General features: G+C 43.7%; 24 protein-coding genes. 2 read left to right on the forward strand and 22 right to left on the reverse strand.

The window, feature by feature from the left end; translation table 11 throughout:
- A partial coding sequence (locus ACYQ4S_RS04255) for an IS110 family RNA-guided transposase (RefSeq protein ID WP_459769579.1) occupies window positions 1–1,019 on the forward strand: 1,019 nt, incomplete at its 5' end.
- Window positions 1,020–1,285: 266 nt separating this feature from the next.
- Here the strand turns inward: ACYQ4S_RS04255 and ACYQ4S_RS04260 are convergent.
- From ACYQ4S_RS04260 to ACYQ4S_RS04365, 22 genes are all read right to left on the reverse strand, one after another.
- Window positions 1,286–2,809, reverse strand: coding sequence for a HAMP domain-containing sensor histidine kinase (locus ACYQ4S_RS04260; protein WP_346025557.1), 1,524 nt, complete (start codon window positions 2,807–2,809; stop codon window positions 1,286–1,288).
- On the reverse strand, window positions 2,806–3,498 hold the full coding sequence (locus ACYQ4S_RS04265) for a response regulator transcription factor (RefSeq protein ID WP_459769581.1): 693 nt from the start codon (window positions 3,496–3,498) through the stop codon (window positions 2,806–2,808). The genes ACYQ4S_RS04260 and ACYQ4S_RS04265 overlap by 4 nt, the downstream gene beginning before the upstream one ends.
- Before the next feature lie 213 nt (window positions 3,499–3,711).
- On the reverse strand, window positions 3,712–5,151 hold the full coding sequence (gndA, locus tag ACYQ4S_RS04270) for an NADP-dependent phosphogluconate dehydrogenase (protein WP_091482339.1): 1,440 nt from the start codon (window positions 5,149–5,151) through the stop codon (window positions 3,712–3,714).
- A gap of 357 nt (window positions 5,152–5,508) precedes the next feature.
- Window positions 5,509–7,218, reverse strand: a complete 1,710-nt coding sequence (gene recN / locus ACYQ4S_RS04275; RefSeq protein WP_346025558.1) for a DNA repair protein RecN — start codon at window positions 7,216–7,218, stop codon at window positions 5,509–5,511.
- A gap of 27 nt (window positions 7,219–7,245) precedes the next feature.
- Complete coding sequence (gene argR / locus ACYQ4S_RS04280; protein ID WP_346025559.1) at window positions 7,246–7,695, reverse strand: arginine repressor; 450 nt, start codon at window positions 7,693–7,695, stop codon at window positions 7,246–7,248.
- Between the two features lie 144 nt (window positions 7,696–7,839).
- Window positions 7,840–8,643, reverse strand: coding sequence for a TlyA family RNA methyltransferase (locus ACYQ4S_RS04285; RefSeq protein WP_459769583.1), 804 nt, complete (start codon window positions 8,641–8,643; stop codon window positions 7,840–7,842).
- Window positions 8,644–8,652: 9 nt separating this feature from the next.
- Window positions 8,653–9,543: a polyprenyl synthetase family protein gene (locus ACYQ4S_RS04290; RefSeq protein WP_459769585.1), complete on the reverse strand. Its 891-nt coding sequence runs from the start codon at window positions 9,541–9,543 to the stop codon at window positions 8,653–8,655.
- A 105-nt stretch (window positions 9,544–9,648) separates the two neighbouring features.
- Window positions 9,649–9,864 (reverse strand): exodeoxyribonuclease VII small subunit, encoded by a 216-nt coding sequence (locus ACYQ4S_RS04295; RefSeq protein WP_346025562.1) that lies wholly within the window; start codon window positions 9,862–9,864, stop codon window positions 9,649–9,651.
- A 5-nt stretch (window positions 9,865–9,869) separates the two neighbouring features.
- The gene (gene xseA / locus ACYQ4S_RS04300; RefSeq protein ID WP_459769587.1) at window positions 9,870–11,237 is read right to left on the reverse strand and encodes an exodeoxyribonuclease VII large subunit; all 1,368 of its coding nucleotides are present in this window, start codon (window positions 11,235–11,237) and stop codon (window positions 9,870–9,872) included.
- 158 nt (window positions 11,238–11,395) lie between these two features.
- Complete coding sequence (nusB, locus tag ACYQ4S_RS04305) at window positions 11,396–11,881, reverse strand: transcription antitermination factor NusB (RefSeq protein ID WP_176759611.1); 486 nt, start codon at window positions 11,879–11,881, stop codon at window positions 11,396–11,398.
- Window positions 11,881–12,297 (reverse strand): Asp23/Gls24 family envelope stress response protein, encoded by a 417-nt coding sequence (locus ACYQ4S_RS04310; RefSeq protein ID WP_459769588.1) that lies wholly within the window; start codon window positions 12,295–12,297, stop codon window positions 11,881–11,883. The genes nusB and ACYQ4S_RS04310 overlap by 1 nt, the downstream gene beginning before the upstream one ends.
- A gap of 34 nt (window positions 12,298–12,331) precedes the next feature.
- Entirely contained in the window at window positions 12,332–12,889 is a 558-nt protein-coding gene (efp, locus tag ACYQ4S_RS04315) for an elongation factor P (protein WP_091266085.1), read from the reverse strand.
- Between the two features lie 121 nt (window positions 12,890–13,010).
- Window positions 13,011–14,072 carry a M24 family metallopeptidase gene (locus ACYQ4S_RS04320; RefSeq protein ID WP_459769591.1) on the reverse strand — a complete coding sequence of 354 codons (1,062 nt, stop codon included), beginning with the start codon at window positions 14,070–14,072 and terminating at the stop codon, window positions 13,011–13,013.
- A 211-nt stretch (window positions 14,073–14,283) separates the two neighbouring features.
- Window positions 14,284–14,757, reverse strand: a complete 474-nt coding sequence (locus ACYQ4S_RS04325) for a hypothetical protein (protein WP_459769592.1) — start codon at window positions 14,755–14,757, stop codon at window positions 14,284–14,286.
- A complete protein-coding gene (comGF, locus tag ACYQ4S_RS04330; RefSeq protein WP_346025568.1) occupies window positions 14,744–15,223 on the reverse strand; it encodes a competence type IV pilus minor pilin ComGF in 480 nt (159 codons plus the stop codon). Before comGF ends, ACYQ4S_RS04325 begins: the two co-directional genes overlap by 14 nt.
- Complete coding sequence (locus ACYQ4S_RS04335; protein ID WP_091266076.1) at window positions 15,180–15,506, reverse strand: hypothetical protein; 327 nt, start codon at window positions 15,504–15,506, stop codon at window positions 15,180–15,182. Before ACYQ4S_RS04335 ends, comGF begins: the two co-directional genes overlap by 44 nt.
- On the reverse strand, window positions 15,493–15,927 hold the full coding sequence (gene comGD, locus ACYQ4S_RS04340; RefSeq protein ID WP_459769594.1) for a competence type IV pilus minor pilin ComGD: 435 nt from the start codon (window positions 15,925–15,927) through the stop codon (window positions 15,493–15,495). The genes ACYQ4S_RS04335 and comGD overlap by 14 nt, the downstream gene beginning before the upstream one ends.
- A 22-nt stretch (window positions 15,928–15,949) precedes the next feature.
- Window positions 15,950–16,276: a competence type IV pilus major pilin ComGC gene (gene comGC / locus ACYQ4S_RS04345; RefSeq protein WP_346025571.1), complete on the reverse strand. Its 327-nt coding sequence runs from the start codon at window positions 16,274–16,276 to the stop codon at window positions 15,950–15,952.
- A 14-nt stretch (window positions 16,277–16,290) separates the two neighbouring features.
- Window positions 16,291–17,355 (reverse strand): competence type IV pilus assembly protein ComGB, encoded by a 1,065-nt coding sequence (gene comGB, locus ACYQ4S_RS04350; protein ID WP_459769596.1) that lies wholly within the window; start codon window positions 17,353–17,355, stop codon window positions 16,291–16,293.
- Window positions 17,303–18,373 carry a competence type IV pilus ATPase ComGA gene (gene comGA / locus ACYQ4S_RS04355; protein WP_459769611.1) on the reverse strand — a complete coding sequence of 357 codons (1,071 nt, stop codon included), beginning with the start codon at window positions 18,371–18,373 and terminating at the stop codon, window positions 17,303–17,305. The genes comGB and comGA overlap by 53 nt, the downstream gene beginning before the upstream one ends.
- A 469-nt stretch (window positions 18,374–18,842) precedes the next feature.
- A complete protein-coding gene (locus tag ACYQ4S_RS04360) occupies window positions 18,843–19,568 on the reverse strand; it encodes a YebC/PmpR family DNA-binding transcriptional regulator (RefSeq protein ID WP_459769598.1) in 726 nt (241 codons plus the stop codon).
- A gap of 115 nt (window positions 19,569–19,683) precedes the next feature.
- Window positions 19,684–20,199, reverse strand: a complete 516-nt coding sequence (locus tag ACYQ4S_RS04365) for a VanZ family protein (RefSeq protein WP_459769599.1) — start codon at window positions 20,197–20,199, stop codon at window positions 19,684–19,686.
- 105 nt (window positions 20,200–20,304) lie between these two features.
- Here ACYQ4S_RS04365 and ACYQ4S_RS04370 point away from each other — a divergent pair, with 105 nt between their 5' ends.
- Window positions 20,305–22,110 (forward strand): M3 family oligoendopeptidase, encoded by a 1,806-nt coding sequence (locus tag ACYQ4S_RS04370; RefSeq protein WP_459769601.1) that lies wholly within the window; start codon window positions 20,305–20,307, stop codon window positions 22,108–22,110.
- Window positions 22,111–22,359 lie beyond the last annotated feature (249 nt).

Below are 22,359 nucleotides of genomic sequence, written 5' to 3' on the forward strand. Positions count from 1 at the left end.
ATCCAGAGTTGAAACTGATTAACGTTGAAACCATTGTAGAAAACCCGCGGGTTATTCATCGTTTTTCTAAAGTCTGGACAGAAGAAAAGAATGATAAATTAGACGCCCAAATCATTGCTGAGTTTTTGACAACTGGAAAGCATACGAAAACTCAACCACGAGAAGAAAAATTCGTTGCTCTCCTACGTTTTACTCGTACACGCTATCAGTTGATTCGTCAGATGACCGAAGCCCAGCAGCACTACGTGGAAAATCTTTATTACAAGTGCAACACTCTTTCGAGTGACTTAAAAGCTGAAAATATAAGCACCTCTGTGTTTAGTTCAACGATGATTCAATTAATGAATGGCGATATTTCAATGGCTGAGATTCGGACAATGAATAGCGTTGAGCTAGCTGCTTTACTTCAAAAGTTTGGGCGAGGACGCTTTAAAGATCCTGTCAAATTAGCTAAAGTCATTAGAAAGTCTGTCTCAGACTCTTATCGCTTAGGCAAACTAGCACAAGACAGTATTGATATCAATCTAGGTGTTCAAATGCGTGTTATACGTGGATTTGAACAAGAAATAAAAATCATTGATAAAGCCATTGAGAATATTATGGAAACCATCGATAGCGCCAAAACATTGTTAAGCATTCCAGGCATTGGACCTGTTTATGCCGCAGGCATTATCGCTGAAGTTGGTCAAATCGACCGATTTAACCATGAAGCTCAATTGGCAAAATACGCTGGTCTTTATTGGCCAAAACATCAATCTGGTAACTATCAAAAAGAAAAGACACCAATGTCTAAGTCAGGAAACCGTTATTTACGTTATTACTTAGTTCAAGCTGCCAACTCTGTAAGACGATATATTCCTGAGTATGAAGCCTATTACCAGAAAAAATATAAAGAAGTACCGAAAACACAACACAAACGAGCCCTCGTCTTAACTGCACGAAAATTAGTGCGTCTGGTGTTTGCACTCCTAAGCGATCACCAACTCTATATCGCAAGATCGGAGGCGATAGAGTCTTAAGAGAAACTATTTCTTAAGGACGACTATCCGAAGATATAAACCGAACGTATTTTCGAATACGTGGCGGTTTAGTTCAGTGCACCCTTTTTTATGAAAATAGGTTGTCATTTTATAATCTATTCTCTTGACTTAACACCATAATGCTTACATATACTATTATCTTTTCAGGGAAAAACTCACGAAAATAAGCACCAATTTACAGCTAGTCTCACTTGCTTGAACAGAAAAAAGGCCTGGCTGATTGCCGGGCCTTTCCCAATTTTTAATTATTTATCTGAATCCCTGTCCGATTGCTTATCTTCCAGCTTAGGCAGTTCTATTCTGAAGATAGATCCATGTTCGAGAACACTTTCAGCCCAGATCTTGCCATGATAGCCTTCAATCAGCTGTTTGGCGATAGACAGTCCCAGTCCGTTTCCGCCTTTATGACGGCTGCGGGCCTTGTCTACCCGGTAGAATCGGTTGAAGATTTTAACGGTATCTTCCTGAGTCATTCCTTCACCATAATCCTGAATGGCGATCTGAACATTTCTGCCGTGTTCCGAGACACTTAAATGCACCTCATGACGGTCAGTCGAATACTTGACTGCATTGTCCAGAAGAATGATAAGAATCTGTTCCAGATGATTACGGTAGATGTTGACATATACCTCTTTTTCAAGATCATCATCAAGAATGAAATAGAAGTCAGGATGAACCAGCTTGAAGTTATTAAATGTCTGATTAATGATTTCTCTGACCGGTGTCCGTTCATTTTTATAATGAATTTCCACCTGTTCTGCGCGGGACAAGTCCAGCATTTCCTGCACCAGACTCTTCATCCGGCCGATTTCCTGCAGGGAGGCATCCAGTGATTCTTCAAGAACAACTGGGTCATCTTTCCCCCAGCGGTTGAGCAGTTTCATATGCCCTTCCACCACAGCGACGGGTGTTCTAAGTTCATGAGAGACATCTTCTACAAACTGCTTCTGGTGTTCAATGTTCCGCTGCATTCTATCCAGCATGGCGTTGTATGCGTTGGCGAGTTCAGTCAGTTCGTCATTTCCGTCTCCAACATCGATGCGTTCTTCGGATTCCGGATCCTTTTCAATGATGTGCATCGCTTCGGTCAGTCGACGGATCGGCTGAAGAAATGAGATGGCTATGAGGTAACCGATGACCCCACTGAACAGTAGGGCAATGATTCCTGTCAAAAGGATCGCTCCCAAAACACTTCTGAACAGCTGATGATAGGATGATAGTGTATTGATCACCTGAACATAACCGATCCGGTCATTATTCAAAAAAGAATAGACCGGGGTCACAGCTGACAGCGCTTCTCCATGAGGTCCTTCAGGTATTGTCTGTATCTGTAAGGTCTCAAGTGGTTCAAATCCGATATCTACCGAATTCGTTTCATACAAAAGTTCTTCATCCGGGCTGAACACACGAATGACGATGCTGCCCTGACTTGCTCTCAGCGGAGTACTTCTCTGATTCTGAGTTTCTTCCATTATCGGCATCTCGGGAGTAAGATACAGCTCCTGCTGATCCAGTGTTTCTTCTACATCTTCTTCAGTCAACTCATAAAAATGCTGCCCGAAACGTTCGGTAAGGTTAAATACCACATTTCTGACAGCCTGCTGTTCATTTTCGATCATGATCTGCTGGAACGTAATGAACAGAATCGTTGAAAAAATCGTATAGGTAAGAAATAGTGCAATTGCAGCCCCGATCGTCCACTTCCATCTCAGAGAAATACGCTTCTGCTGGTTTACTGCTGTCGTATCGATGGCTGCCTGCTGTTTCACGTGCGCATCACGTATCCAGTTCCTCTAACAGTCTGAATGTAACTTTCCTTGCCAGCTACATCGATCTTGTTACGAAGATATCTGATGTAGACGTCGACAACATTCGTTTCGACTTCTGTTTCGTAGCCCCATACTTTATTAAGCAGGACTTCACGAGACAGAACGACGTTGACATTCTCCATAAGTTCCACAAGCAGTTCGTACTCTCTTTTAGTCAGCTCGATGACTTCATCGCCACGCTTGACGACGCGGTTTTCCTTCTCGACAATAATGTCCTTATAAGTGATGGTTGTCTGACGGCTGACGTTTTCTTCAGTTTCAATTTCGATTCGACGAAGCAGTGCACGCATGCGGGCAAGCAGTTCTTCGATCGCAAACGGTTTGACGACATAGTCATCAGCACCGTGATCGAAACCTGATACACGGTCAATAACTGAATCGCGGGCAGTCATCATGATGATCGGCACATTGCTGACTTGTCTTATGCGACGAGCTACATCTATGCCGTTCAGTTCAGGAAGCATCAGGTCAAGGAGAATGATATCCCAGCTTTCCTCTTCATCCAGTGCCGCTTCCAGTCCTGAACGTCCATCGAAACGTACTTCTGTCCTAAACCCTTCATGGTTCAGTTCAAGTTCGACGAATCTGGCCAGATTCTTCTCGTCCTCAATGATCAAAATATTTGCCAATGTTTTCACTCCTAGCTTAATTTACCTGTTTCATTTTGTTTACGGGTGATCCCCTTCAGTTCCTGTCACAAGGCTTCTTTAGTGTAACACAGTTTCTCATTCAAGGGAACGAAAGAAATCGTCTATTAAAGCTATTATAACAGTAAAATAGCAGGTTTTCTAATTGAAAACCCACTATCTTCATACTATTTTTTAATCAATGACACAATTGGCTTAATCCCAGCTTTCTTCGCCTTCATTTCCATACCAGTCGAAGTGGAACGTGCCTTCTTTATCGACGCGTTCATAGGTATGCGCTCCAAAGTAATCACGTTGTGCCTGAATGATGTTTGCAGGCAGACGTTCTGAACGGTAAGAATCGTAATAAGCGATCGCTGATGAGAATGCCGGCACAGGAACACCTGCCTGAACAGAAAGTCCGACCAGATCTCTTACTGACTGCTGATAACGTTCAGTGATGTCCATGAAATAGTCATCCAGTACTAGGTTTTTAAGCTGTGGTTCACGCTCATAGGCTTCAGTGATTTTCTGAAGGAAACGCGCTCTGATGATACAGCCAGCTCTGAAGATTTTTGCAATGTCACCGTATTTCAGGTTCCAGTTGTACTCTTTTGAAGCAGTTCCCATTTGTGCAAATCCTTGAGCGTAACTCATGATTTTACTGAAGTACAGGGCTTCTCTGATTTTTTCGATGACTTCTTTCTTGTCGCCTTCGAAGGCTTTCATTTCCGGCTTAGGCAGAACTTTGCTCGCTGCTACACGTTCGTCTTTCAGTGCAGAGATGTAGCGGGCAAAAACTGATTCTGTGATCAGTGGGAGAGGCAGTCCCAGGTCAAGCGCACTCTGCGACGTCCATTTTCCTGTTCCTTTGTTTCCGGCACGGTCAAGAATGATATCGATCATGTGCTTGCCTGTTTCCGGATCTTTTTTAGTTAACGCATCTGCTGTGATTTCGATCAGGAAGCTGTCCAGTTCACCAGTATTCCATTCCTTGAATACATCAGCAATTTCTTCATTTGACAAGCCGACAACGTCTTTCAAAATGTGATAAGACTCAGCAATTAGCTGCATATCGCCGTATTCGATGCCGTTATGGACCATTTTCACATAGTGTCCCGCTCCATCTGGACCAATGTATGTGACACATGGCTCTCCATCAGCAGGTGCTTTGGCAGCAATCTGTTCCAGGATCGGCGCTACAAGATCATAAGCTTCCTTCTGACCACCTGGCATGATCGCTGGTCCTTTCAGAGCACCTTCTTCTCCACCGGACACGCCAGTTCCGATAAAGTTGATGCCTGAATCAGCAAGTTCCTTGCTGCGGCGGATCGTATCCTGATAGAAGGTGTTCCCTCCATCGATCAAAATATCTCCTTTATCCAAGTGAGGTAGCAGCTGTTTGATGACAGCATCTGTCCCTTTCCCTGCCTGTACCATCAAAACGATTTTTCTAGGTACTTCCAGAGAGTCGACAAATTCTTCCAATTCATACGTTGCAGTCAGATTCTTGCCGGGGTTCTCTTCGATGACCCCATCTGTTTTTGATCCTGTACGGTTATAAATCGACACGGAGTAGCCTCTGCTTTCAATATTCAAAGCCAGATTCTTACCCATGACAGCCATACCGATAACGCCGACTTGCTGTTTACTCATAGTAAATCTCCTCTCATTTTTGATGCAGCTGACCGCTCAAAAAAGTCAGACCTGCATATCTTACTCGTAATTATATTATCAAAATTTGAACACTTTTGAAACTCTCTAATAAAGACTTGCATTATGACAGCACTTTAAGTACACTAATAGCTGAAAGTTCTCAGGAAAGTTGGTGTACACTTATGCCTAAGAAACGAAGAGAAAAAGGATCAACAAGCACTGCTTCTAAAATCATTATTTGGGTGCTGCTCCTGTCGATGGCTATTCCTGCATTTGCTTCGATTTTAAGTGTGATTCTATAATATAATTGACAAAAACCCTCTTGGCCCCTTATTCAGTGGTGCAAAGAGGGTTTTTTTATACCTGCTTTTTCTTTTTATCAGCCAGTTTCAGTAATTCCTGAGCAGTTTCAATAGTCAGTTGCGTTAGTTCCTCACCTGAAAGCATACGGGCAATTTCTTCTGTCCGTTCTTTCTCGGCCAGTTGTTCAACATAGGTGGTCGTCCGGTCGTTAGCCACTTCTTTTCGTATATACAAGTGCTGATCTGCCCGCGCTGCAACTTGAGGCAGATGAGTGATGCATAAGACTTGAGAATGGTAGGCCACTGAATAAATCTTGTCTGCTATGGCCTGAGCCACTCTTCCGCTGACACCAGTATCCACTTCATCAAAAATGATGCTTGTAATGCCTTGCGACCTGGAGAAGATAGTTTTCATTGCCAACATCATACGAGAGAGTTCTCCTCCGGATGCGACACGCGCAAGTGGTTTCAAGGGTTCCCCTGGGTTAGTTGCTACAAAAAATTCGATTTTGTCCTGGCCTTGGGCGGATAAGATGGAATCAGCAGTTCCCTGATCTGATCCTTCTTTGAAATTCACTGAAAACTGGACTTTTTCCATGTACAGTTCTTTCAGCTGTTCAAGAATGGCCACTTCCAGCCTTTCAGCAGTCTCTTTTCTGATTTTCGTCAAGTCTCCAGCCAGACTTACAGCCCGTTCCCTCAACTGAGTTGTCTTCTTGCTGAGCATATCCACTTGTTCTTCCCGGTTTTCAAGCTTTTCCAGTTCACTGACAGCTTCTTCGTAATGGATCAGAATCGATTCAACAGTATTCCCATATTTCCGTTTCAGCTGCTGAATGATGTTGAGACGTTCTTCGATCTCGTTAAGGCGTTCTTCGTCATATTCAAGATGATCCATTTCAGAATACAAGTCACTGGATACTTCCTGAAGCTGGAAGAATGCAGCAGAAAGTGTTTCAGATATCTGTCTGAATTTATCATCCATATCCGAAATACTTTCCATTTTCTCCATTGCCTGTCCGATTAGATCCAGTCCGCTTATCTCTTCTCCTTGAAGAATGGTATAACTTGAGGACAGGGCTTCGACAATCGACTGATGGTTCGCAAGCTTCTGTTCCTCTTCTTTAAGCTCTTCTTCTTCATTGAGGTGAAGATCGGCAGCTTTGATTTCTTCTACCTGATATTTCAGAATATCGATACGCTGCACAAGCTCCTGTTCATTGATTTCCCATTCTCTGCGTTCTTTTTCAAGCTGCCTGTATTCACTGAATACTGACTGGTATTCTTTTTTCAGCCGATCCAGTTCACTCGGTCCGTAATAATCCAGCAGATGAATATGGTTATCAGACACCATCAGCTCCTGGTGCTCGTTCTGACCATGGATGTCGATCAGCTGAGAACCCACTTCTTTCAGGACAGCAATGGTGACGATACTGCCGTTAATTCGGCAGACATTGCGTCCAGTGGCAAATATTTCTCTTTGGATCAGCAATGTGGCTTCTTCTTCATCAATCGCGTTTTCTTCCAGAAGCGCAGTCAACGTCTCCGTCTTCTGATAGGAGAACTGGCCTTCCAGAACACATTTCTTTGAACCATACCGGACAAATTCGCTGGATCCTCTACCACCTGCCAGGAGACCGACCGCATCGATAATGATTGATTTTCCTGCGCCAGTTTCACCTGTCAGGACAGTCATGCCAGTTCTGAAGTCCAGTGACAGATCCTGAATAATTGCAAAATCTCTAATTTTTAACGATTCTAGCAAAGATAAACCTCCTGTTCATCAGATCATTTAAATGAAGGAAATAATTCTTCTCTGGAAACGTTCAGCACTGTCCTCATCCCGACAAATTATCAGGACAGTATCATCACCAGATATACATCCGAACACTTCCTGGTATTTCGCTGTCTCGATCAATGTACCCAAAGCAAATGCATTACCCGGTAACGTCTTGATCAGAACAAATTCTTTTTGAGTGTCGATTGAAACGAAGGCATCTTTCATCAGTCTTGCCAGTTTCTTGGAAATGTTATAATTCATTTCTGGAGGCAGGTTGTACTGATAGCCACCTTCTTGAGCAGGTACTTTGATGAGTTGAAGTTCCTTAATGTCTCTCGAAATCGTCGCCTGAGTAATATCGATTCCGCGTTTTTGCAGGATATCGACGAAGTCTCCCTGTTTCTGAATAACCTCCTGTTGCACCAGTTCCCGTAATAGTTGATGTCTCTCTTTTTTCTTCACTTCATTCACTCCTATGCCCTTGCGAACTAAATAACACAGTATATTTATACAGTATATTCAGTTTAAGTATACATCATTTCTAACTGAGTGCCAAGAAAAGAACTTATCATCTTTTATTAAATTATATGCATACTTTTTAAGTGTTCAGGAAAACAACGAGTCAGTAATAAGTTTATGCAGCCAGTAATCAAGCGATTTATCCTTCGCAGACCGATTCTTTATATACGCTAAATATTCTTTGTTCCCTTTGCCACCCTTAATAGGTGAAGGGATAATCCCTTCTGTAGTCATACCTAATTCATACAGAAATGAAATGATATCATGAATGACATATTTGTGGACTTCGGGGTCAGTAATGATGCCACGTTCACCCACATCTTCTCTTCTAGCTTCAAACTGTGGTTTAATCAGAGCTATGACTGTACCATCTTCAGCAAGAATATCTTTCAATACAGGAAAAATTTTCTCTAAGGAGATGAACGAGACATCGATCGTTGCGGCAGTGGGTTGTCCCTGGGTAAAGTCTTCAGGTCGGCAGGTTCTGAAGTTGGTCTGTTCCATAACACTGACACGCTCATCAATCCTCAGTTTCCAGGCAAGCTGATTCGTTCCTACATCCAGAGCGTAGACCAGTCGGGCACCGTTTTGCAAGGAGACATCAGTAAAGCCGCCAGTTGATGCGCCGATATCCAGTACAATCTGATCAGTCAGGTCAATCTTAAAGTAGTCCAGAGCGCGCTCAAGTTTCTTTCCCCCCCGGCTGACATACAGCTGTTCAGCGCCTTTGACATAGACAAGCGTATCTCCAAGCCACTTTTCGCCAGAAGTAAAAATCTGTTCTTCCTTGCTTGTATAAACTTTACCGGACATAATAAGTCGTTTGGCTTTTTCACGATCTTCTGCCCAACCCTGACGGATCAGCAGGTCATCTGCACGTTCTTTTTTCATGTCCACACCTCAAGACAATTCTTCGATTTCTAATGAGCGAATGAAGGATGCCAGCAGTTCGTCGTCATAAACAGCCTCACGCTCTTTAATCTGGCTGTTCAATGTCAGTGCTTTTTCAAGCTTCTCCCTGAACAGATCATTTGCCTCTTCAAGCCCTAGTAATGCCGGATAGGTACTCTTTCCTAATCTGGCATCCGCTCCAGTCCGCTTACCTAAATCTTTTTCATCCCCTTGAACATCCAGGATATCATCTCTCACCTGATAAGCCAGTCCTAAAGTATAGGCCATTTCTTCAAGATCAGTAACTGTTTCATTTTTCACATCTGCAAGAAGTCCTCCGGCGTAGAAAGCAAAACGGATAAGCTTACCTGTTTTTCTTGCATGGATCGACTCCAGTTCTTCAAGAGTCAAGGTAGTATGTTCCCCGTTCATATCCGCCTGCTGGCCGCCAACCATGCCTTCGTGACCTGCATCTTGAGATAAAGATCTGATCAGTTTAAGCTTGATGGCATCGTCCGCTGCTCCCTGCGTCATCAGTTCAAAGGCCTTGGTCAGCAGTGCATCTCCTGCAAGGATAGCAGTCGCTTCGGAGTATTCTATGTGGTTTGTCGGTTTCCCTCTTCTAAGGTCATCATCATCCATTGCTGGAAGATCATCATGGATCAGTGAGTAGGTGTGGATCATCTCAAGTGCTGCCCCATATGGGAAAGCCTGCTCGACCGGTTTGTTGAATGCTTTGAGAACAGCGAAAAGAATCAGTGGCCTCAGGCGTTTACCTCCAGCTTCAAGGGAGTAGCGCATGGATGCTTCCAGCTGAGTTCTGCTACTGTCCGGGATAGCCTCTCTCATATACCGTTCGAATGGGTGTTTAAAATCTTTAACGAATGTCTGAAAATTCATTTGATACTCCTTTAATTTTTTAGTAATCGACTACTCACGATTCATTGCGTCATTGTATCTTCAATAGCCCCTAGTCTCATGTCATCTGATTTATCAGTTTTTTTATCAGCTATCAGCAATATCTTCACTGCTGTCTTCATTGACCATACGTGTAACTGTTTTTTCTGCATCCTCTATAATGCGTTTGCAGTATCGGCTCAGATTGATTCCTTCCTGAAACTGATCGAGTGCTTCTTCAAGTGGGACATCCCCCTGCTCCAGCTTCTGAACAATTCCTTCAAGATCCTTCATTGCTTCATCAAACGTTTTTTCTTTATCCACTGCTTCTACTCCTCGCTGCTTTTATTTATAAGAGTGTCTTTACTGATTCCAGTTATATTCGCTTTGACTGTTCCGTCTGAAATGGTGACATCCAGTGATTCATTTATGTTAATCTGTTCAGTTGACTTGATAATAGTCTGATTTTGTCTGGCAACAGCGAATCCTCTTCCTAGTATATTTAGTGGGGAAAGGAGATCCAGTGACTGAATGAGATGATCCACTTGTCTTGACTTGTTTTCGACAACCTGCCTTGATAATGTATACAGCTGTTTTTTCAGTCTCTCATTATCAATCCTGGCCTGCCTGATTCGGGACATAGGATTGTAGGAACGCACTTGCTGATTCAGCATATCCCTCTTCTGACGTGCCGACTGAAGCCTCTGATCCGTGCTTCTGATCAGCTGATCCGTGAGCTGGTCAAGATTCTGGCTGTATCCATCATACAACCGCTCGGGCTGCCTGAATATATACGATTGCTCCATTCGTTTTACCCGCTCTTTTTCCTGACGAATAAGTGTCTGCATCGCCTGGACCAGTCTCTGTCTTGTCAGATCGATCTTACCTATTTCTTCCGTCAATACAGGTACCGCCAGTTCAGCTGCTGCAGTTGGTGTCGCAGCTCTGACGTCTGCGGCAAGATCTGCAAGTGTCGTATCCGTTTCATGTCCAACTGATGATATGACTGGTGTCTTCGCATGAGCAATTGCCAGCGCCACTTTTTCTTCATTAAATGGAAACAGGTCTTCAAACGATCCGCCTCCCCGGGCGACAATGATCGTATCGAAATCGCCCGTCCTGTCCGCCTTCTTAATGCTTTTTACGATCGAATCGGCGGCTTTGTCTCCTTGAACTAAAGTAGGGTAAAGAGTGAGTTCAACTATAGGAAATCGTCTTTCTATAGTTGTCTGAATATCTCTGATTACTGCTCCGCTCGGACTGGTTACCACAGCAATTCTTTTAGGAAAGCGAATCAGGGGCTGTTTGCGTGATGCATCGAACCAGCCTTCTTCCGTCAGTTTCTTTTTAGTCTTTTCGTAAGCTGCATAGAGCTGTCCAAGTCCTTCTGGTTCAATGTGTTCAATATAAAGCTGGTAAGTCCCGTTCTTTTCATAGACAGACAAGCGACCTACAGCCATAACGCTCATGCCCTCTTCCAATTCGACGTTCAGTTTTCTGGCTTCCCGCTGAAACAGGACCACTGACAGTTTGGCATCTTTATCTTTAATGCTGAAATACTGATGAGAATTCCTGCGGTGAGGATTGTAATTCGAAATCTCTCCCTTAACAAAAACACGTTCAAGATAAGGATCGTAATCAAATTTTCTTTTTACATATGTCGTCAGCTGGGAGACAGTAAGGTAGTCTTCACTCATAGCAAACTCCTTTCTAAAGTTCTGATGCTGGATGAAAATAAAAAGAGCAAAAAAATAGAATGTGGTCTACACTCTATTTCCCCGCCCTCTCTTGCTGTCTGCGTCACATTTCATTTCTTCATATCCGGAACTGGCGGATATCTGACAGAAAAAAGTGCTCAAACTTTATTCTCATCTGCAATGCTCTGCAGGACACCATTTATGAATTTACTTGCCTTTTCATCATTGAATGTCTTAGCCAGCTCGATCGCTTCATTCATGACGATACGCTTATCCGTCTCTGCTTCAAAAAGCAGTTCATATGCAGCCAGCTCAAGCAGCAGCCTGTTGGTACGTTCAAGACGATTCAAAGACCAGTTTTTTAGATGTCTGGTGATTGTCTCATCAATCACTTCTTTGTTATCTCTTGTACCGACAACCAGTCTTCTGAGATAATGCAGCGCATCCGTCACGATCTGCTGAGTATTCTTTTCCTCAGGCAACGCATCTTTCATAGCCTCTTCGATCGTACGCCCCTCATCAAAAGACAAGGTACTTTCCAATGCCAGTCGAATGGCCTGGTCAGCGGTCAGTTCATCATGTGTGGATAACTGGAAAAGAGACTGAAAGGCTTTTTCCCTTATCACACGCCTTACAGTAGTCACTATTTTTCATCTTCTTCCGTATCCAGATCGAACAATTCCTGGATTGTAGTTTTTTCAGGTACAATATCTGCAATATGAATGTTCACTTCAGCAAGTGAAATATCGGTCATATGCAGCACTTGTTCGCGTACTCGCTGCTGAATGGTCTGAGCTACGACAGGCACGTTCACGCCAAATTTGAAGTAGCAGTATATATCTACTTTCAGCCCGTCTTCATCTGTATTCAAATGAACACCTTTTTTATGATTGGCTTTGCCGAAAACATTTTTCATTGTTTTAGAGAAGCGGCCTTGCATGGCATAGACGCCATCCACTTCGTTGGCAGCAATACCGGCAATGACTTCCAGTACTTCAGGAGCCACTTCGATTTCACCTATTAGATTTGTTCTATTTGTATCGACTATTCTTTCACTCATCACTCTTCCTCCTTTTACTGAATCGATGTAATGATTAAGCTCGGGAAACGTAGCTTCCTTCATCTGTGTTGATGACCAGCATGTCATCAACGTTGACGAATAAAGGTACAGTTACAACTGCCCCAGTTTCAAGTGTTGCAGACTTGGATCCTCCGCCTGTTGTGTCGCCTCTGATTCCAGGCTCTGTTTCTACCACTTTCAGCTCGACTTTTTTAGGAAGTTCAACACCAAGGACTTCATGGCCGTACATCATGATTTCGACTTCCATATTTTCTTTCATGAATTTCAGTTCATCTTCAATACGTTCGCCAGGAATTTCAAGTTGTTCATATGTCTGAGTATCCATGAAGACGTGGTTTCCACCATTCTCATAAAGATACTGCATCTCTTTCGTTTCGATATGAGCGGTTTCCATCTTTTCGCCAGCACGGAATGTTTTATCCTGAATTGCACCGGTTCTCAGATTTTTAAGTTTAGAACGGACAAATGCCGCACCTTTTCCTGGTTTTACGTGCTGGAAGTCCATGATTCTCCAGATGCTTCCATCGTATTCAATCGTCAGACCTGTTTTAAATTCACTTGTTGAAATCATTACCTGTTTTCCTCCTAATTTAAAATACGGCATAAATAAAACGTATTTTAATTCTCTCTTTATTGTAACATGATTTAAAGCGAAAACCTATTTGAAATCACTACTCTTCACAAGGCTTTCCTTAAAGCTGAATCAGTTCTTTTGATACGCTCATAAGGTTTCTGCTGCCACTATCAGTGACGACCAGATCATCTTCGATTCTAACGCCACCAAGTCCAGGTATATAGATCCCAGGTTCGTTTGTGATGACATTCCCGCTGACCAGTACATTTTCATTCTTGAAATTGATTCCAGGGCCTTCATGCACTTCAAGTCCGATCCCGTGTCCAGTTGAGTGCCCGAAAGCTTTACCATACCCTTTTTCTGTAATATAATCCCTGGCTACAGCGTCCAGATCCTTCCCTGTGATTCCAGCCCTGATCTGCTCAGTTACTTTTAGATTTGCGTCGAGAACGATCTGATGAATCTTCTTCAGCTCTTCTCCAGGGTCACCTAATGCAAATGTACGAGTCATGTCTGATACATATCCGTTATAGTAGCACCCGAAATCGATCGTGATCATGTCTCCCTGTTCGATAACCTTATCGCTCGCTACTCCGTGAGGCATCGCAGAACGCTTTCCGCTGGCCACGATCGTATCGAATGATACTCCACTGGCACCTTCTTCTCTCATCAGAAAATCCAGTTTATTGGCTACTTCTACCTCTGTCACGCCAGGTTTGATGAAATGAAGGATTTCTTCGAAGGCGTATTCAGTGATCTTAATTGCTTTCTGTATTGTTTCAATTTCGCTTTCTTCCTTGATTTCTCTTAAGGACTCGATAAGGCCGCTTACAGGAGTCAGCCTGCATTCCACAAGTGAATTCAGCAGTTCGTAATTTGAAAAAGTCATGAAATTTGTCTCGAATCCAAGGTTTGCAATCGATTCTTTTTCAACTAGTGCTTTGACTTCATCAAAAATCGGTCCAGTGTTCTGGATGATTTCGTACCCTTCTGCCTGCTCAGCAGCCTGTTCAGTATAGCGGAAGTCGGTGACAAAGTAGGCTTTGTCGTGAGTGATGACACCCAGTCCAGTTGTTCCCGTAAAGTTGGAGACATAGCGGAGATTAAACGGACTCGTAACCAGCAGTGCATCAAGCTCCTGTTTCTTCAGTTCTGTTTGAACGGCTTTTACTCGTAACATTTGAACACCCTATTCTATAGTTTATCGTACAGCTCTTCGTTCATCTGTTTTATTATAGCAAAGCTGAATTAAAAAAGAAACGAATGGGCAGCCATTGTACATCCGGTTCCCAACACCTATATTCAGGACAGCTGAACAGCGAAAAGCATCAGCAGGCTCTCTTCAGTCTGGCCCACTGATGCTCAAATCAATTTATGCTTAGTATGTTGTTTCATTCATCCTGATGGTCTTTTACATCCTTGACTTCTGGTGTGGCCTCTGGCTCATCTCCCACTGCTTCGTCATCAATGCTTTCGTCTGTTTTTAGGGGTGTACTCGGTTCTACAGGCTTCACTGCCAGCTCAACTGTTTTCTGACTAGTATGCTGATTGTTCAGTTCTGCCTTGATAAGAAATCGTGTATCGGTGAGCCTGCTCACTGTTGTGCTCCCTGATGAAAATCTCACTTCACTGGGATAAGACTGATCATCATCAAAATCATCTTTTAAAAGAACTTCTGTCATTTCAATCATCGTTCTGGCTTCATAGCTGAGAGCCGTCTGCCTGTACTGGATCATCTGATGCTTGAGGACTGTGACCGATGACAACAATAGGAACGAAGTAAACATGAGCATAATGAGTGCAGACAATAGCGTGCTCCCCTCATCGCTTCGTATAGAATCTGCGAAGCCCTTACTCCAGAACATGATCCACCACCTTCACTATGCCTCTGTATGATTCCAGGTTATCAAAAGTGACCTTTAATATCAGCTGGTCATCTTTCTTTTCGGCTGAGAAGGTACTGATCCTCATTAGAACAGGGTGATGCCCCAGTCCACGCACACTTCTCCTATATAGATTTTTATAGCGGTTGTAGGTCATGGGCTCCTCCTGCACTACACCATCCACCACCTTTTTGAAAGTAATCGTCTCACCCTTCACATCCGTGACCACCTTGTCTTTCAGATCCTGTTCGAGATAGTTCAAGAAGAGGTGCCACTCGATCTGTCTGTCATCATTCACCTGTCTTTCAAGTGCTGTAAACTGGCTGAGAGCGAAAGAAAAAAGCAGGACCATAGCACTTATGACCTGGATAGTAACGAGGCATTCGATCAAAGTCAGTCCCTGATCATTTTTTCCATTTGACTGACAGGATTTCCACCATCTGATCACTGATCTTCTCTCCTTTGACTGTGATTCGATTGTCATTTTCGATAACTACGATCAGCTTGCCGTCCACCATCATCGCATTCGACTGATATGTTCTATCCCAGAACTGAGCTGTTTCGTAAAGAACTCTGCTGGTTTCCACGTTTAGTTTTGCTTCTTCTCTGATCACAAAAGTATCCACAAGGAACGGAAGCATGCTGCATACTGCTAGTGTGATCAGACTCAAGCTGATCAGGGCTTCCATAAGGATGAACCCTCCGCTTTTTCTCCATTTACCTGATTTCATATCGGCCACTTCCCAGCTGGAAGGCAAACTCTACAATTCCTTCCGGTGTGCGGAATCTGATGACCTCATGTCCTCTTATATGTCCCGTCCCTCTTGAAAACCTGAATTCAGTCAGATCATTCAATAATGAGATGTGATCCGGCAGAGACAGTTTGTGTTCGATCGGATGCCCCCGTTCACCCGCTACTCTGAATGATATATCTTTAAGTGGACGCCTGAATTCGATGACTGTCCATTTATCATTAAGTATCGCATAGTTCTGCATGAGGGTGACACTCGACTGAAAGGTTTCAAAGAACAGGGCTGTTTCAGATCTTTCTTTGAGTCGACTGAACTGAACAGCAGGTATTGAGATAATAATGGACAGAGCAGTGAGCACCAGTAGTGTTTCGATCAGCGTCATGCCCTCTTCTTTATTCATTGACCACGTCATGATTCACCTGTCACTTAGCTTTTTTCGTCACAATGCCGCCATTCAACTGAAATTCTTTATTGGCCCGATCGGCTTGATTAGGTGTCAGATACTGTTCATTTTCCATTACATCGAAACTTTCAGGGTTTTTCTTTTCTTCTATTTTATACAAATCCACCTGGCTCTGCAGGACTGTTTCGATCGCATCAGTTCCAGTATCGTTTGCTGATTCTTGCCTTTTGGACAGGTTAGGGACGAACAATAACAGGAGCACAGATATGATCAGCAGGACCAGAGACATTTCAATCAGTGTGAAGCCATTTTCCTTCTTTAATCTATTGCGTAATCTATTTATCATTTATTTTTCCTCCTTTAAAATGTATCCATAACAGTAAATGTGGGGAGCAGCAGGGCGGCATAAATCGCAACAATGACTAATGCAACACCTACAAAAACAATGGGCTGGATCAGATCCATCAGCTGTTCTGTCTTCCGGTCAAAATCCTCTTCACAGCTGTGAGCAAACATTGTCAGTTCATGGCCAAGTTTTCCGGAAAGCTCACCCTGACGAATCACTTCCTTCAGTTCTTCGTTTAAAAAGTGATAGGGGGTTAGAGCTTCAGAAAAAGACATGCCCTTAAGCATTTCATTCTCGATTCGCTTCCCTATATCCTTGACCAGCTTCGAGCTCTGCTCTCCTTTCATAATTGTGATGACTTCAAGGAGACTGCAGCTTCCCTTGATCAGCTGGCCCCACTCGTAAGCAAAATACTGGCTCCAGTAAAGCGTGAATAATGTGGAGCGGCTCCATCTGGTGAGTGTATTCAGTTTCTCGACTTCACTTTTCCTGCTGTTCGCTTTTTTAAATATGAGAATTGCTGTTGTGATCAGACCAGCAAACAGTGCCAGGCCCTCGGGTGTCCGGTAGACCAGTATAACAATCAGGCGCGTGCTCAACGGCATGACCTCGGACTGGAACGAAGTAATCTGTTCAATATGAGGGATGAGAATGTACCGCATCATAAACAGCATGACTACAATAAAGCCTGTCAGCATCAGCGGGTACTGAATAATGCTAAGTAGCTTTCGTTTGCGCTCTGCTCGTTTCATCAGCTGCCGCCCCGCATGCGATATGGCTTCATGCAGGTGTCCATGATACAAAGCAAAGTGAATCTGTGTGCTCACCGATTCGGGAAAGCCGCATCGTCTGACTCCAGCTGACAGTTCTCTTCCTTCAAGTATTTCCTGTCTGATCGTGTCTGCCCATCCCGCCGCTTCCTTTTTTTCGAGTGTTCTCAGAAAGTCCAGTGCCTCTTTCATGGAAAACCCTTCTCCCAGAAGTCTTCCAAGTCGCGACAGAAAGCGACCCTGGAGGTAAAGGACCTTAGTGCTCAGGAATGAGGTAGCGGTCGCAGGTCTGTTTCGAAATATAGCCATAAGCAGTCACCTTTTCCAGTAAATGATTAAATGAACGTGGCGCATCTTCACGGGATTTCTTTTCTCCCGACTCCCCCAGACTCCTTTTGAGTGCTTCCCCAGTTCTGACTTCGAATAAAGCGGCACGTTTCTGATCTCTGGGATAATGGGTACAGAAGGTTCGACAGTCTGTTTCACACAAGGGACAGTAAAGTGGAAGCAGCGTCTGAAAAGATATCCCTATCAGTGTCTGCTGGAGCAATGGCCGACTGATTCCCAGTTCCATCAGCCTGGATATGACCCCTGTGCAGTTTTTGGCATGGATCGATGCCACGATCAAGTGACCAGTCAGGGCGCCTCGAATGACCATTCGTGCCGTTTCTTCATCCCTTATTTCTCCAACGATGATCACATCCGGGTGATGTCTGAGAGAACTTTTCAGCAAGTGTTCATATGATACGCCCGCCGTCTCATTGACCTGTGTCTGCAAGAAGGAGACTTCTTCAATCTCAACGGGATCTTCTACTGTAATCACCTGCTGTTTTTCACCTCTTATCCTGTTTTTAACCAGATGATACATCGTGGTCGTCTTACCTGAATCCACAGGACCTGAAAAGAGAAGGAGCCCCGATTTGGCATCGGCCAGTTTTTTCAGCTGCTGCCATTCATACTGAAAGAATGTCCCGATGTCTGACACGTCTGTTTCTTTCTGCTTTAAAAGCCTGATTACCAGAGACTCCTGACTCTGGTAGTTACTGATCGTGGAGAATCTCAGGTCAATGGCTTTCTTTTCGAGCTGAAACGTCATCGATCCGCTTTGAGGTCGCCTTTTCTCACCGACATCCATATTCGACAAGTATTTAAATAACGATATGAGCCGTCCCCCTTCTTCTCTATCCAGATAGAACTGTTTGTCCATCTGTCCATTCAACCGGAAATAGATATCATAGTGTTTCTGTTCCGGCAGAACATGTATATCACTCGTTCGGTAAGAATCAGCGACTGTCAGAAGATGCTGTGCGAATAATTCGGTATCCAGTTTTTACCACCCCTCCATAAAATATTTCTGTCTACTATATATATTGTTCTTTTATCTTAAAAGTGACGAAAAAAAATAGACATTGGACAAATTTTCTGTCCAGTGCCTAGTGAACTACCCACCACTTAAATCCTTTGGATTTTGAAGTGGGAGCTTCCTACGAACTCCATTCTTGTTTGCACAAAATTCATGCAGACAGAGGAATCGGATATGGGTAGGCTCAAAAGGCAGTCCCTGCCTCATAGGTTTTCTTTTACTTGGCTAATGCCAAGGAATACTTAGTAGGCTTGGTTATCGCCTAAGTATAGACTTGGTTTTCGTCTACACAAGAAGTATACCAAATGAAACGGAAGTTCGCGACTTCAAGCTATCGCTTGACCGAAATTCATCTCCCACTTTCACTGGTGCTTCGTACCCATACGTTTAGAAGTGGGAGACTTCTTTCGGAATTACGTTAAGTGAAATTATTTTAAATGTCTGCATTATGGTAAACGTCGCTGACGTCATCATCATCTTCAAGAGCATCGATCAGTTTTTCAAACACACTGACTTTATCCTCAGGAACAGGTACAGTAGTCTGTGGAATCATCGTCAGTTCCGACTGGTCCAGCTCGAAACCTGCTTCTTTCAGTGCGTCCCGTACTTGAGCGAATTCCGTTGCTTCGGTATAGATTTCAAAGACATCGTCGGACGTTTCCAGTTCTTCTCCGCCAGCTTCCAGTACGTGCATCAGCATGTCGTCTTCATCGATATCGAGATTTTCTCTGCTGATTGCAATATAGCCTTTGCGGTCGAACATATAGTTGACCGTTCCTTTTTCTCCCATTGATCCACCATTACGGTCGAATGCCACTCGAATATTTGTGCTCGAGCGGTTAAGGTTATCAGTTAGGGCATAAACCAGAACAGCAATTCCGCTTGGTCCGTATCCTTCATACAGCACTTCTTTATAGTCAGCTCCCTGACCTGAATCAGTGGCACGCTTGATTGCGCGGTCGACGTTGTCGTTAGGCATATTGTTTGCTTTGGCTTTGTCTACAGCCAGTCTCAGTGCAGCATTCGTATCGGGATCAGTACCGCCATCTTTTGCAGCCTGATAGATTTCTTTTGACAATTTCTGGAAAATCTTTCCTTTTTTTGCATCTTGTGCACCTTTACGATGCTGAATATTTTTCCACTTGGAATGTCCTGCCATTCTATTTCCTCTTTCCTGATCTTAGTGTTTGTCCTTTGTTATTATACCAAAAATCTTTTGTCATTCAAGGTGGTCAGGTTGCGCTTTCATTGCCGTCTTTAGTCAGTCCGTTGAATCAGGCTTTGACACGCGATCGCCTTCTGCGTGGTTTAGTGGACAGCAGGCCGGAAATGACCCCAGTCACAGCTCCTGCAGTATCCAGAATGACATCTTCCATCAACGCTGTCCGGTTTGGATGAAAGGACTGCCTTAATTCATCAAATGACGCATAGCCTATCGACAGCATCACAGCCAGCAGTACAGTTAAGTACGGATTGTCCACTCTGTTTCTTAATCCTAAGTACCAGAACAGGCCTAAAAAGAAATAAGAAATGAAATGGGCCCCTTTTCTAAGGAAAAACTCTAAGAATCCAACATAACCACTTGCTTCGATACTGACTTCACTGCCTGCATACATAAATGCCATACGCTCCAGCAGCCCTCTGAACGGTTCATTTTCAAGCCATTGATTAAGAATTGGCTGGACCGTCTGCTCCTGATAGCTCATAGAGGAACTGTAGTACAAAATAGCCATCACAACAAAGGCAGAAAGAAGATAGATGTTATCTGCAGTACTTGTTTTTTTTCTCATATTTTTACACACTCCATTAGTCAATACTATTATTCTAACTGATGTCCCTTTATATGAAAAGGAAAAAACGATACAATGAAAGCAATCAACTAAGGGGGAGACTGTATGCAAACACAATTGAACTGGGATATGGAACGGATTTTTAAAGGGGGAAGTGATTCTGAGGAACTGAGTCAGTTTATTGACGGCATCAGAGAGACGATTTCAGAAGCTAAAAAACTGATTATAAACTGGTCGGCTGAGCAGGCCAATTCTCATACTACTGAGCTGCTCGATTTTCTGGACAAGCGCCAGACTGCTTATGACAACTTATCAGAAGCATCAACATTTTCAAGAGGCATCCTTTCTGCCAACGTGGATGATTCCAAGGCGGCCAAACGCGTTAATGAACTCAGCCGTCTGGGCAGTGAGATGAGCGATGTAGAGACTTTATTTATGAAAAAGCTGAAAGCTGTTCCTGAAGATCAATGGACTGAACTGATTGCTCATGAAGGACTTAAACAGAGTTCCTTCAATCTGAATGAAAAAAGAGAAAAAGGTAAAAAGCTTTTATCTGAAAAAGAAGAACGCATCATACAGCAGCTCTCACTGGATGGTCTGGAAGGCTTTGGGAACGTCTATCAGTCTCTAGTGAACAGTATACGTGTGCCGTTTAAAAAAGATGGAGAGTTATCCACTCTGTCAGCCGGTCAGGCAGCCAATAAGTTATCAGGGGATCCGGACCCTGCTGTCCGAGAATCTCTGCTTGATAACTGGGAGCTGACCTGGCACGCCAAGGCGCCACTGTTTGCTGATACTTTAAATCATCTGGCAGGGTTCCGACTACAGACCTATGAGCTCAGAGGAGAAGACCATTTCCTTGATCCTGCTCTGGAATACAACCGTCTGAAAAAGGATACCTTGGATATGATGTGGGATACGATTACCGAAAACAAACCTAAAGTGGTAGACTTCCTTAATCGCAAGGCCAAGCTGATGGGCAAAGACAAGCTCAACTGGGCAGACGTGACCGCCCCTATTTCTTTAGGGGACTTCGAGCCTAAATCTTATTCATTTGAAGAAGCTCAGTCTCTCGTCGTCGATCACTTTGCTTCTTTCAGTCAGGAGATGAAAGAACTGGCTGAAACTGCATTTGAACAGAACTGGGTGGAAGCCGAAGATCGAGATGGTAAGCGCCCTGGTGCCTACTGTTCCAACTTGCCTATGAGTGGCGAATCCCGAGTGTTCATGACTTTTTCCGGTTCCGCTAACAATGTATCCACTCTTGCTCATGAACTGGGCCACGCCTACCATAGTCATGTTATGAGGGATCTGCCTCATCTGAACCGTCGCTATGCAATGAATGTAGCGGAAACTGCATCAACATTCTGTGAAATGGTTATCTCGAGTGCGACAGTCGAGGCAGCTGAGTCTATTGAAGAAAAAATCGCTCTTCTGGACAGCAGAATCTCACGTGCTGCTGTCATGTTCATGAATATTCATAGCCGTTACCTGTTTGAAACACGTTTTTACGAACAGAGACAGAAGGGGCTGCTTGACGAGAAGGAACTGAGCCAGCTGATGGAAGATGCTCAAAAAGAAGCATTCCAGAACGCGCTAGACACCTATCACCCAATGTTCTGGGCAAGTAAACTGCATTTCCACATAACTGGAGTGCCGTTCTATAACTTCCCGTATACATTCGGTTTCCTGTTCAGCCTGGGGATCTGTTCTCATGCGAAGAATCAGGAATCGGCCTTTGAAGATGACTACCGTGAACTGCTTAGAGACACGGCCAGCATGACGACTGAAGATCTGGCTGAAAAACACTTGAACGTCGACTTGACACAACCTGATTTCTGGCAGGCCGCAATTGATGAAGTTTTGGCAGATATCGATGAGTACATGACTCTGACCGACTCCTATATTTAAGTTAGTTGTCAATTTTTATTGATGTCAGATTTGTTTTAGTCTAGCGCATAAATCAGGACAAAGTTCGGGTAATATAAGATCTGAATACAAAAGAGCAATGAGTCACCGTTATTATCAGGACGGGCGCTCATTGCTTTTTCATTATGTATAAGTGATGGAATGACAATGTGGAGGCTTGTAAGTTGAAGGTAATTCGACTCTCAGATCAAAGTCATAGTGCAAGGTCCGCTTCAGTATGTCGCAAGATTC

The organism is Alkalibacterium sp. s-m-28 (assembly GCF_054658175.1).

Excerpts from the sequence above, each read along its gene's own strand:
- ACYQ4S_RS04335 (WP_091266076.1), bottom strand. The coding sequence starts at position 15,506 with ATGAAATCAGGTAAATGGAGAAAAAGCGGAGGGTTCATCCTTATGGAA.
- comGC (WP_346025571.1), bottom strand. The coding sequence starts at position 16,276 with ATGATAAATAGATTACGCAATAGATTAAAGAAGGAAAATGGCTTCACA.
- ACYQ4S_RS04370 (WP_459769601.1), top strand. The coding sequence starts at position 20,305 with ATGCAAACACAATTGAACTGGGATATGGAACGGATTTTTAAAGGGGGA.
- ACYQ4S_RS04285 (WP_459769583.1), bottom strand. The coding sequence starts at position 8,643 with ATGAAAAAAGAACGTGCAGATGACCTGCTGATCCGTCAGGGTTGGGCA.
- ACYQ4S_RS04310 (WP_459769588.1), bottom strand. The coding sequence starts at position 12,297 with ATGAGTGAAAGAATAGTCGATACAAATAGAACAAATCTAATAGGTGAA.
- comGD (WP_459769594.1), bottom strand. The coding sequence starts at position 15,927 with ATGAATAAAGAAGAGGGCATGACGCTGATCGAAACACTACTGGTGCTC.
- ACYQ4S_RS04320 (WP_459769591.1), bottom strand. The coding sequence starts at position 14,072 with ATGTTACGAGTAAAAGCCGTTCAAACAGAACTGAAGAAACAGGAGCTT.
- efp (WP_091266085.1), bottom strand. The coding sequence starts at position 12,889 with ATGATTTCAACAAGTGAATTTAAAACAGGTCTGACGATTGAATACGAT.
- ACYQ4S_RS04325 (WP_459769592.1), bottom strand. The coding sequence starts at position 14,757 with ATGTTCTGGAGTAAGGGCTTCGCAGATTCTATACGAAGCGATGAGGGG.
- gndA (WP_091482339.1), bottom strand. The coding sequence starts at position 5,151 with ATGAGTAAACAGCAAGTCGGCGTTATCGGTATGGCTGTCATGGGTAAG.
- ACYQ4S_RS04365 (WP_459769599.1), bottom strand. The coding sequence starts at position 20,199 with ATGAGAAAAAAAACAAGTACTGCAGATAACATCTATCTTCTTTCTGCC.
- xseA (WP_459769587.1), bottom strand. The coding sequence starts at position 11,237 with ATGAGTGAAGACTACCTTACTGTCTCCCAGCTGACGACATATGTAAAA.
- ACYQ4S_RS04360 (WP_459769598.1), bottom strand. The coding sequence starts at position 19,568 with ATGGCAGGACATTCCAAGTGGAAAAATATTCAGCATCGTAAAGGTGCA.
- comGB (WP_459769596.1), bottom strand. The coding sequence starts at position 17,355 with ATGGCTATATTTCGAAACAGACCTGCGACCGCTACCTCATTCCTGAGC.
- ACYQ4S_RS04290 (WP_459769585.1), bottom strand. The coding sequence starts at position 9,543 with ATGAATTTTCAGACATTCGTTAAAGATTTTAAACACCCATTCGAACGG.